Raw genomic sequence first — 10,977 nt, forward strand, 5'->3', positions numbered from 1 at the left:
AATATATAATATAATTATTTTACACTACAGTAAATATTAGTAAGTGGAGGGGTATTATGGGTATTAAGAAAATAATAGCAACAACATTACTTGCAACTTCTATGTTAACGTTAGCAGGATGCGCTAAAGGAAAAGCATCAGAGGAAGTTAATAGTGATAATCCAACAACATCAAGTGATAAATTAGTTATGGCTATATGGGATACAAATCAGTTAAATGGTATTCAAGAAATTGTAAACGGTTTTACTGAGGAGACTGGAGTAGAAGTAGATATCCAAGTAACGCCATGGACTCAATACTGGACAATGCTTGAGGCAGGAGCAACTGGTGGAGAACTTCCAGATGTTTTCTGGATGCACTCAAATGAATTTGCAAAATATGCTCAATATGACATGCTATTAGATTTGACAGATAGAATAGAGGAAAGTGAAAAAATTGATTTAGAGAATTATCCTAAAGAAATAGTAGATTTATATAATTGGAATAATGAAAAGCAATTTGCAGTTCCAAAGGATATAGATACAATAGCACTTTGGTATAACAAAACTATGTTTGATGAAGCGGGATTAGAGTATCCAAATGCAGATTGGACATGGGATGATTTTAAAGAGGCTGCTAAAAAGCTAACTAAGAGTGATGGAAGCCAATATGGATATACTTTAAGTCCATCAGATAATCAAGAGGGATGGTATAACATGGTTTACAGTATGGGAGGAGCAATTATTTCTGATGATAGAAAGACATCAAAAATGGATGACCCAAATACTATAAAAGCTATTGAGTATGCAAGTAGTTTTGTAAAAGAAGGATTAACTCCAAAATATGAAATAATAGCTGAAAATGGTGCAGAGTCATTATTTAAATCTGGAAAAGTAGCTATGATACCACAAGGTTCTTGGATGGTTTCAGATTTAATGAGTAATGACTATGTAAAAGAAAATGCTGATGTTGCTGTATTACCAAAGGATGCAACTACAGGTAAAAGGATTTCTATTTATAATGGATTAGGTTGGACAGCTTCTGCAAATACTAAGAGTCCTGATAACGCATGGAAGTTAATTGAATATTTAACTTCAAAAGATGCTCAACAAAAGCAATCAGATTTAGGAGTTACTATGTCTGCATATGATGGAACATCTGATAACTGGAAGGACTTACATCCAGAAATTAATTTGCAAGCATATTTAGATATGAAAGAGAATTTAGTTATTAGACCATATTCAAAAAGTACTGTTATATGGGAAAATTATGTTTCAGAAAAATTGATTGATGTTTGGACAGGTACTATGAGTGCAGAAGATGCATGTAAAGAGATAGCTAATAAGATGAATGAGTTATTAAAAAATGAGGAACAGAATTAATAATAAATTCAATAAAATATAATTCTTTGTTGGAAAGTAAGAAATTATATTAATTTTTAACAGTTCTTCTCTATTCATTAATATAAGTAATTAGCTCTATGCTATTTTATGAAAATGAATTGAGAAGAACAATTTTTTATAGCTTATTAGATAGTTTATCGTATAAGGAGGTAAATATTAATGAAAAGGCTATTTGCTTCTCAAAAAGAAAAAAATGAATTCATTGTAGGATGGGCATTTATTTTACCAACAGTATTAGGTTTACTAATATTAAATATAATTCCACTTATTAAAACAATTTATGAAAGCTTTTTTAGAACTGGAGCATTTGGAAAAGGAAATATATTTATAGGTTTAGATAATTATAAAAGACTATTTGCAGATAAGGAAGTTTGGCAAGCTATAGTAAATACATTTAAATATGCTATCGTTGAAGTGCCACTAGCAATTTCTATAGCAATAGTTATAGCTGTACTATTAAATAGAAAAATGAAAGGACGTACAGTTTTTAGAACAATATTCTTTTTACCAATGGTAGCTGCACCTGCTGCTGTTGCAATGGTATGGAAATGGTTATATAACTCACAGTTTGGATTACTAAATTATGTTCGTAGTTTATTTAATCAAGATCCTGTTAATTGGCTTTCAAATCCTAAGATTGCTATTATATTTCTTGCTTTAGTTGGTGTTTGGTCAGCAATTGGTTATAACATGGTACTATTTTTAGCAGGGCTTCAAGAAATTCCAAAGGATTATTATGAAGCAGCAACTATTGATGGAGCAGGAGGATTTACAAAGTTTTTTAAAATAACACTTCCATTAATATCTCCAACTATGTTCTTTGTATTAGTAACTAAAGTTATAGGTTCATTACAAGTTTTTGATGCTATATATATGATGATAGATAGAGCAAATCCCGCGTTGGAAAAAACACAATCACTGGTGTATTTATTCTATAAGCACTCATTTATACAATCAGAAAAAGGTTATGGATCTACTATAGTTGTATTGTTACTAATAATAATTTTAATAATAACAGCATTACAAATGTATGGTCAAAAGAAATGGGTTCATTATGAATAGGGAGGAGTAGGAATATGGAAGATAAAAAAAATAATAAAATTGTTTATTTAGTACTGACTATTGGAGCTAGTATAATGCTTGTTCCTTTCGTTTGGATGATTTTAACTTCATTTAAAACAATAACAGAAACCACTCAACTAGATCCCTTTGTGATTTTACCTAGTAAATGGAGACTTGACGCTTATGAATCTGTTATGATTCGAATGGATGTTATATTACTTTATTGGAACACAATAAAATTCATATTCTGGAGAGTTGTATGTGCATTAGTTACTGCCACTTTAGCTGGTTATGCTTTTGCAAGATTAAATTTTAGGGGTAAGAACATAGCCTTTAGTTTGGTTTTAATTCAAATGATGATTCCAAACCAAATATTTATAATTCCACAGTACCAAATAGTTAGTAAGTTAGGTTTATTAAATACTACTTTTGCATTAGTTTTTCCAGGTATTGTAACAGCATTTGGAACATTTTTATTAAGACAAGCTTTTAAGTCATTACCAAGAGATTTGGAAGATTCAGCTAAGTTAGATGGTTGCAGTATATTTCAAACCTTCTATTATATAATGCTTCCTTTGGTTAAATCATCATTAGTTGCACTTGGAATATTTACATCATTATTTGCATTTAAGGATTTAATGTGGCCTTTGATAGTTAATGTAGAGCAAAGCACCATGCCTTTGTCATCAGCACTGGCTAAGTTACAAGGACAATATGGATCAAATTACCCTGAACTAATGGCTGCATCAGTATTTGCATGTATTCCAATGATAATAATATATTTAATATTCCAAAAACAATTTATAGAAGGTATAGCTACATCAGGTGGAAAATTGTAATAAATCAAAAATCTTTAGTATATAAAAATATATTGAGAATTTAAAAAATAGGAGGATTAAATTATGAAGATAACCTTTTTAGGAGCAGGGAGTACAATCTTTGCAAAGAATGTCTTAGGAGATTGTATGCGTACACCAGTATTATGTGAAAGTGAAATAGCTTTGTATGACATAGATAAGGATAGGTTAGAGGAAAGTGAAATAATGTTAGCAGCTCTTAACAATAATGTTAATGCTGGAAGAGCTAAAATAAAGAGTTATTTAGGTATAGATAACAGGAAAGAAGCATTAAGAGATGCAGATTTTGTGGTAAATGCTATCCAAGTTGGTGGATATGAACCTTCAACTGTAATAGATTTTGAAATTCCAAAGAAATATGGTTTAAAACAAACTATTGCAGATACAATGGGAATTGGTGGAATAATGAGAGCTCTTAGAACGATTCCAGTAATGCAAGAATTTGCAAGAGATATGGAAGAAGTTTGTCCTAATGCTTATTTATTAAATTACACTAACCCTATGGCTATGTTAACTGGATTTATGTTAAGATATACAAAAATAAAAACGGTAGGACTTTGCCATAGTGTTCAAGTTTGCTCAGAGCATTTATTAAAAGACTTAGGAATGGAAGATAAACTTGAGGGAAGGAAAGAGCTAATTGCAGGAATAAATCATATGGGATGGCTTTTAGAGATATATGATAGTAATGGAAATGATTTATATCCAGAAATAAAGAAGAGAGCATTAGAAAAAAACTCATCTGAGAAGCATAATGATATGGTTAGATATGAATATATAAAGCACTTAGGATATTATTGTACTGAATCAAGTGAGCATAATGCAGAATATAATCCATTTTTCATAAAATCAAAATATCCTAATTTAATAGAAGACTTTAATATTCCTCTAGATGAATATCCAAGAAGATGTATTAACCAAATAAAAAGATGGAAAGATGAAAAGGAAAGAATCTTAAATGATGGTAAAATTACTCATGAAAGATCATTAGAATATGCTTCATATATTATGGAAGCCATAGTGACAGGGAACCCATATAAAATAGGGGGAAATGTTCTTAATAATAATTTAATAGAAAACTTACCTAATGAAGCGTGTGTTGAAGTGCCGTGCTTAGTTGATAATATGGGAATACATCCAACTTATGTAGGGAAGTTACCAACACAATTAGCAGCTATGAATATGACTAATATTAATGCTCAATTATTAACTATAGAAGCAGCAGTAACAAAGGATAAAAGCAAAATTTATCAAGCTGCAATGTTAGATCCTCATACAGCAGCAGAGCTTTCAATTGATGATATAGTTAAAATGTGTGATGAAATGATTGAAGCACATGGAGAGTATATGAAAGACTATAAATAATATAAAAGAGAGAAAAATCAAGATAACTGATTTTTCTCTCTAATAATTGTAATAAAGTTAATCTATTGCTAGAAGCTTACTTGTAGAAAATTTTTTGTTTAATCTATATTCATTTGGACTAATACCTTTTAATTTTTTAAAGGCTTTCGAGAATGTTGATGAATCAGTATAACCGCAGGAATAAGAAATACTTCTAATTGATAAGTCAGTTGTTATTAAAAGATCAGCGCCTTTTCTTATTCTATACTCCATTAAAAATTGTTGAGGAGACATATTTAATTGTTTTTGAAATATAGAGGTTAAATAACTTCTATTTAAGCAAACATAATTAGCAATATCAGCAACCTTAATTGACGAAAAATAATTATGTTGAATAAATTCCATAGCTTTATTTATATACATATTCCTAGATGCATTTTCATTATTAAAAGAAACACTGTTATTATACTTAGCTAGATTAGAGAAAAATAAGTATAAAAGGCCTTCTATTTTAAAAGAATCATAAGGTGTAATTTTATGGTGTTTTAACATTTCCATAACATATCCTTTGAGCTCATCATTTGATTCAGAGGTGAAAATTAAATTATTTTCATCTAATCCAACCGATTTTAAATAAAATTCTACTTTATTTCCATCAATTCCAAGCCACAGATAAGTCCAAGGATCAGAATTGTCAGCATGATAAAAAGTAACTACATTGGGAGCAATTAAAAAACCTTGATTTTTACAAACGGTATATTTTTTGTTGTCTACATAATAATACCCTTTTCCATCAAGAACGTAATGAAGCAAATAATTTGGTCTTACTGCAGGACCAAAAGAATGTTCAGGAGAGCATTTTTCAAAACCACAATACCAAAGGTACATATCATTAAAGTTTCTATTATTATTTTCTAAAAAGTATGCATCAAGTATAAGAATCACTCCTATCTAATATCAAAATGTAAATAAATGGTATTCATACCTATTATTTTAATTTGTAGAATAATAAAATTCAAGAGATACATATAACAAGTAATTAAATGAATTTAAATATTAAGATAAAAAATATTTTTTGATAGACAGATCTTGCTAGTTTATAAGATAATTAAGTATCAAATATTATAAAATAAAGGAAACAAAAGTATGAGAGTAATAGAGGTAGTTGCAGCAATAATTAAAAAAGGTGATAAAATATTTATAACTAGGAGAAACTCTGGTGAATTCGAAAATATGTGGGAGTTTCCAGGTGGCAAGATAGAGTGCGGAGAAACAAAAGAAGAGGCATTAAAAAGAGAAATTAAGGAAGAACTGGAGCTGGATATTAATAATCTAGAATATCTAACAACAGTAGAGTATGATTATCCTGATTTTCATTTAACTATGCATTGTTTTATTTGTGAAATATGTGGGGGTAAACTTAATTTAAATGCACATAATGATGCTAAGTGGGTTTTATTAAATGAATTATCATCACAAGTATGGGTACCAGCAGATATAGAAGTTGTTCAAGAATTATTAATAAGATGAATTGTTTAGTGTGGAACTATATTTAGATAATATTTCCTAGGAAATAAGGTGTTAATATGTATGCTTTAAATAAGTGCAGAGTATACTTCAAATATAGATTATCGCCTTTGAGTCCAATAATAAGTGAAATATCAAGTAGTAACATAGTTTTCACTCAAATAATTAATGAGAAAATAAAGATAAATAAATTTGTAGATAAAAAGAGATGTTTAAATACAGAGCAAGGGATACTCTAAAAATAGATTATCTAATAGTTTAGAAATGCCTTACTCTTACTATATTGTCAAGCCGCTAATTATAAGGATAAGAATATAATTAGTGGCTTATATTTTTACTCTATTCTATTAAATAAATAACTGAGGAACAAATAAAAATCATACTTAATATATTAATAATAGGTTATTATTATAAAGTTTATTTAATTTATATAAAATTGAAAGGGAGACAAAAAATATGACAATAGGAGAGCGGTTTTCAGTAGTTATGAATGTGGCAGATCCACTTAACTTAACAGATTCGGGAAGTGAAGAAGGAGTTCAATTATTAGCAGATGGAGTTCAAGGATATGCAAAAGATACAAATATAATAGCAACTAATGAAGCAAAATATTTTGTTATAAAATCTGTAGATAAAACCTATGCACAGGTAAATGATTATTTAATTTATACAACTACTATTCAGAATATAGGAAATGTAAATTTAACTAATATAAGTTTTGCAGATTTTATTGGAACATTTTTAGAGTTTATTGAAGGAACAGTATATATTAATTGGATAAATTATCAAGCCTATAATCCAAGTAATCAATTTCAAGTTCCAGATATGCATCCAGGAGATATAACAACTATAGTATTTGCTGTTAAAATAAGAGAGTATTCTAAAGTAGGATATATTGCAAATACTTCAGAAGTTACACTAGCCTTTAAGCAAAGTCCAGATAGTCCAATAATTACTAAAACAATATATTCAAATGAAATAAGAACCTATATACCAGTTGCTAAAATAGATTTAGTTGAAAGTGTAGATAAGGAATATGCTGTTGTTAATGATATTTTAACTTATTCATTTACAGCGACCAATAATGGTAACTCAACTGTCATAAATACCTTTTTTACAGATTTTTTACCACAAGAAGTATGTTTAGTTTCTGGATCTGTAATAGTAAATGGTGTTAGCGGACCTAATTATAATCCACAAAATGGATTTACTTTAGGAACAATATATATAGGTCAAATTGTAAATCTTGAGTTTAAAGTAAAGGTAAATAGCTTACCAAAACCTAATACTATAAAAAATAGTGTTTCACTTTCTTACAGTTATTGTGTAGATCAAGCTGAGCAGCCTATATCTAAAACAGTTAATTCTAATACAGTAACAACAATTATTAATAGTTATTCTGCTAATTTAACTAAAGCTGTAAATAAATCTTATGCAACTATAGGAGATGTACTTGATTATACAATTATAGCCACTAATACTGGAACAGTAACTTTATCAAGTATTAATTTGGTAGATATACTTCCAAGTGGTGTTACCTTTGTTAATGGTTCTGTAGTTTTAGACGGAGTAAGTAAATCAGACTTTAATCCTAATTCAGGATTTTTAATAAATGATGTTTTACCTGATAAAAATGTGGTGGTAATGTTTAAGGCAACTGTGACATCACCTCCGACCCTACCACAAATTATCAATAAAGCCAATATAACATTTAAATATCAATTAATACCAGCATTACCGTATATGGATGGTGTATTAACAAGTAATATAGTTAGAACTAGCATAAGATCAAGTAATATAATAACCTAAATTTTGTTATGTATAATGCTAGGAAAGCCATTCAAAAAAATCTTATATTTAAAGATATAGTTCTGAAGGTACAACAATAGTAATTAATTTCATAGCCACATTAATAAGTAGACAATCCAATAACATTATCTATAAGTTTGCAATATTCAATTATCACTATTTATCCTTCTTATATTACATGTGCAGCATTTAATTTAAATACTATGATACCTGAACAAATAATAACAGTAGTTTATAAAGTTCAAGTAATAAATTTATGCTAAAATTAATATATCCTTATTAAAAATTTTAAAGCAATATGATATAAGTGAAATATCATATTGCTTTATTTTAAATTTATCAGAAATTGATTAGTTTTGCCCATATTATATGCTAATTTCACCATGCTGATTTCTTCAGATGTTAATTTTTTATTATACATTTTTTCAATTTGAAGAATTAAGGCATTATAATTAACTATCTTTTTAGGCTCCGATTTTATTCTTATAGGTGTATAAGTATAGTCTTTAATTTCTATTGAATCAGTATATAATTTTTTAAATACCTCAGCAGTATAATAAGCATCATTAAAAGCATTATGAAATTCAAGTTCTATATGTATATTTAGAAAATCTAGTGCGTTTTTTAATCCAATCCTTTTTCCAGCTGTGAATTTAAAATATTTACTAGCATAATCTTGAATGTCTATATAATGTTTAGGAAAATTTTTAGTTGTAAGGTTAAAGTAAACAATAGCTTTATATAACTCTCTTAAGTCTACAAGCCCCCAAATAACAAATGTTGTATCTTCATTTCCAATAAAATTCATAAAGTCATAATAAATGCTTGTAAATTCTTTGGCTGAAGAAATCATTTCATTAGTAATATTTGTTAAATCTTGAATGTAAGGAAGAATACTTTTATAAACAATAGGTTTCACTAATTCATTAAAAATTGAAATAGTTTTAAAGTCTTCATCAAGTTTTAACGCTCCAATTTGTATTATTTCAAAGGGCAATTGAGCAAGTTTATCTTCCTTATTAGAGCTTTGATTAAATTCTAAATCAAATATAATATATTTCAAAATATACTCCTTTGTATTATTAAAAAATTATGTTAGTTAGATTTGCAATTTAAATGTTTTTATTAATTGTTTAGATAGAGTATTAATACTTACATTTTAAACAAAATTGTTATAAAAAATACAGAAATCAATATGGAACATATATAGTAGACATTCGTAAAAGAAAGCCTATCTATAGGAAAAGGGTCAATTTTTTTAAAAGGAAAAACCAGAATAAAGTAAATTGAAATTTTCTTACTTTATTCTGGTTTTATATTAAATATATACTGAGTAAAAAATGGAGGACATAGTTTACAACTTGTATATATAGCACTATGCAATTTATTTAAATTTTATACAGAAGCTATTTTCTTACCTAAATTTATACAGTTCTCATCATCATCTTCGGGTTCCTCTTGTATTATTAATGGTGTATCAATAATAGTACATCCGTAACCTTTCATTCTTTCCTCAAAATCTCTCATCCATTCGCCATCTCCCCAGCCATAAGAGCCAAAAAGAGCAACTTTTTTACCTGAAACTTTAGTAGAAATTTCTTCTATAAAAGGCTCAAATTCAGATTCTTCAAGAACTTCATTACCTTTAGAAGGACAACCAAGTATAAGTATATCATCTTTTAATACATCCTCTACATTAACATCGGAAACGTTTATAACATCTGCACTTTTTCCTGCTTGTTCGATCCCTTCTTTAATTAAATACGCCATTTTTTCAGTATTGCCTGTATCAGAATAAAATATTATTTTCATAAAAAAACTCCCTTCAACCCGTTATTAATAATGATAATTATTATCAATTAAAGTATATGATATAGAGATTTTCTTGTCAAGTATTAGATATTAAATATATAATAGAAAAGTTTAATATTAATGAATTATTAAAAATATGATGAATTTAGTATGAACTTAATTTACATTTACTATGGTTTTAAGTTATAATAATGAGATTTCTTATTAAGATAATATAATATACAATTAATTAGTATATTGGTAATAAGAAATTTATATTAGAAATTAATTAAATAAGTATAGTAGTAATATAGTATCTAAAAGTTGGAGGGATGATTATATCAATGAGGATAGCTATATGTGAAGACCAAGTTGTACAAATTGATTTACTTAATAATCAAATAAAAGAATGGGCTAAGGGAAGAAATGTTAATATATCAATTCATAATTTTACTACAGCAGAAGCATTTTTATTTGAATGGGCAGATTATGATAAGTATGACATTATATTTTTAGATATAAAGTTAGGTAAAATGTCAGGAATTGAATTGTCGAATATAATTAGAGAGAAAAATAAAAATATTGATATTGTATTTGTAACAGGGTTTTTTAAATATGCATTACATGGATATAAAGTTCGTGCACTACAATATTTATTAAAACCTATAAAACAAAATGATTTATATTATTGTTTGAATAGTACATTAGATAGAATAAGTAAAGAAGATGAAAAGAATTCACTTATTTTAGAAACAGCAAAAAAAATTATAAAGTTAGATTATAATGAAATATATTATTTTATTATGTTTTCGCCTTATATAGATATTCATACAAGGACTGAAAAAGTGACACTTAGAAAAAATATAAGTGATATAGAGAAGATGCTTCCAAAGGAATATTTTATAAGATGTCATAGATCTTATATAGTAAATGTTAAACATATAAAATCAATAAAAAAAGATAATGTGTTATTAGAAAATGGAGTTAAAATACCTATTAGTAGGGGAAAGTATAAAGAAGTAAATGATATTTTTATTAATTATATTTGTGAATAAGGATTGAAAAAGCTATGAGCATTATATTTATAGTTGAAATGATATGTGAGTTTATTAGTGCTAGTTTATTAATTTATTTTTTTAATAGAATAATGGAACATAAACATAAGAAATATATTAAAGTATATAGTGGAATAATGACTATAATTT

General features: G+C 27.3%; 10 protein-coding genes. 7 read left to right on the forward strand and 3 right to left on the reverse strand.

Annotated features, from left to right (window positions below):
* Positions 1-56 precede the first annotated feature (56 nt).
* From QK892_RS14975 to melA, 4 genes are all read left to right on the forward strand, one after another.
* A complete protein-coding gene (locus tag QK892_RS14975; protein ID WP_317274356.1) occupies positions 57-1,361 on the forward strand; it encodes an ABC transporter substrate-binding protein in 1,305 nt (434 codons plus the stop codon).
* 180 nt (positions 1,362-1,541) lie between these two features.
* Positions 1,542-2,444: a carbohydrate ABC transporter permease gene (locus tag QK892_RS14980; protein ID WP_317274357.1), complete on the forward strand. Its 903-nt coding sequence runs from the start codon at positions 1,542-1,544 to the stop codon at positions 2,442-2,444.
* A 14-nt stretch (positions 2,445-2,458) separates the two neighbouring features.
* The gene (locus QK892_RS14985) at positions 2,459-3,283 is read left to right on the forward strand and encodes a carbohydrate ABC transporter permease (RefSeq protein ID WP_317274358.1); all 825 of its coding nucleotides are present in this window, start codon (positions 2,459-2,461) and stop codon (positions 3,281-3,283) included.
* A 60-nt stretch (positions 3,284-3,343) separates the two neighbouring features.
* Positions 3,344-4,666 (forward strand): alpha-glucosidase/alpha-galactosidase, encoded by a 1,323-nt coding sequence (gene melA / locus QK892_RS14990; RefSeq protein WP_317274365.1) that lies wholly within the window; start codon positions 3,344-3,346, stop codon positions 4,664-4,666.
* Positions 4,667-4,723: 57 nt separating this feature from the next.
* Here melA and QK892_RS14995 read toward each other — a convergent pair whose 3' ends face one another.
* Entirely contained in the window at positions 4,724-5,590 is an 867-nt protein-coding gene (locus QK892_RS14995; protein WP_317274359.1) for an AraC family transcriptional regulator, read from the reverse strand.
* Between the two features lie 201 nt (positions 5,591-5,791).
* Here QK892_RS14995 and mutT point away from each other — a divergent pair, with 201 nt between their 5' ends.
* Together mutT and QK892_RS15005 are read left to right on the forward strand one after the other, a co-directional pair.
* Complete coding sequence (gene mutT / locus QK892_RS15000; protein ID WP_317274360.1) at positions 5,792-6,175, forward strand: 8-oxo-dGTP diphosphatase MutT; 384 nt, start codon at positions 5,792-5,794, stop codon at positions 6,173-6,175.
* A 453-nt stretch (positions 6,176-6,628) separates the two neighbouring features.
* Positions 6,629-7,981, forward strand: a complete 1,353-nt coding sequence (locus QK892_RS15005; RefSeq protein WP_317274361.1) for a DUF11 domain-containing protein — start codon at positions 6,629-6,631, stop codon at positions 7,979-7,981.
* A 325-nt stretch (positions 7,982-8,306) separates the two neighbouring features.
* On the opposite strand, the gene QK892_RS15010 is transcribed toward QK892_RS15005, so the two are convergent.
* Both QK892_RS15010 and QK892_RS15015 read right to left on the reverse strand, forming a co-directional pair.
* Complete coding sequence (locus QK892_RS15010) at positions 8,307-9,044, reverse strand: 3'-5' exonuclease (RefSeq protein WP_317274362.1); 738 nt, start codon at positions 9,042-9,044, stop codon at positions 8,307-8,309.
* A 332-nt stretch (positions 9,045-9,376) separates the two neighbouring features.
* Positions 9,377-9,793 carry a flavodoxin gene (locus tag QK892_RS15015; protein WP_317274363.1) on the reverse strand — a complete coding sequence of 139 codons (417 nt, stop codon included), beginning with the start codon at positions 9,791-9,793 and terminating at the stop codon, positions 9,377-9,379.
* 311 nt (positions 9,794-10,104) lie between these two features.
* On the opposite strand from QK892_RS15015, the gene QK892_RS15020 reads away from it, so the two are divergent.
* Positions 10,105-10,827: a LytR/AlgR family response regulator transcription factor gene (locus QK892_RS15020; protein ID WP_317274364.1), complete on the forward strand. Its 723-nt coding sequence runs from the start codon at positions 10,105-10,107 to the stop codon at positions 10,825-10,827.
* Positions 10,828-10,977 lie beyond the last annotated feature (150 nt).

Origin of the sequence: Clostridium lamae (assembly GCF_033043255.1) — a bacterium.
Classification (GTDB): Bacteria; Bacillota; Clostridia; order Clostridiales; family Clostridiaceae; genus Clostridium; species Clostridium lamae.

What these genes read in the sequence shown, in the direction of transcription:
- QK892_RS14975 (WP_317274356.1), top strand. Translation starts at nt 57, where the DNA reads ATGGGTATTAAGAAAATAATAGCAACAACATTACTTGCAACTTCTATG.
- QK892_RS15020 (WP_317274364.1), top strand. Translation starts at nt 10,105, where the DNA reads ATGATTATATCAATGAGGATAGCTATATGTGAAGACCAAGTTGTACAA.
- QK892_RS14980 (WP_317274357.1), top strand. Translation starts at nt 1,542, where the DNA reads ATGAAAAGGCTATTTGCTTCTCAAAAAGAAAAAAATGAATTCATTGTA.
- QK892_RS15005 (WP_317274361.1), top strand. Translation starts at nt 6,629, where the DNA reads ATGACAATAGGAGAGCGGTTTTCAGTAGTTATGAATGTGGCAGATCCA.
- QK892_RS14985 (WP_317274358.1), top strand. Translation starts at nt 2,459, where the DNA reads ATGGAAGATAAAAAAAATAATAAAATTGTTTATTTAGTACTGACTATT.
- QK892_RS15015 (WP_317274363.1), bottom strand. Translation starts at nt 9,793, where the DNA reads ATGAAAATAATATTTTATTCTGATACAGGCAATACTGAAAAAATGGCG.
- mutT (WP_317274360.1), top strand. Translation starts at nt 5,792, where the DNA reads ATGAGAGTAATAGAGGTAGTTGCAGCAATAATTAAAAAAGGTGATAAA.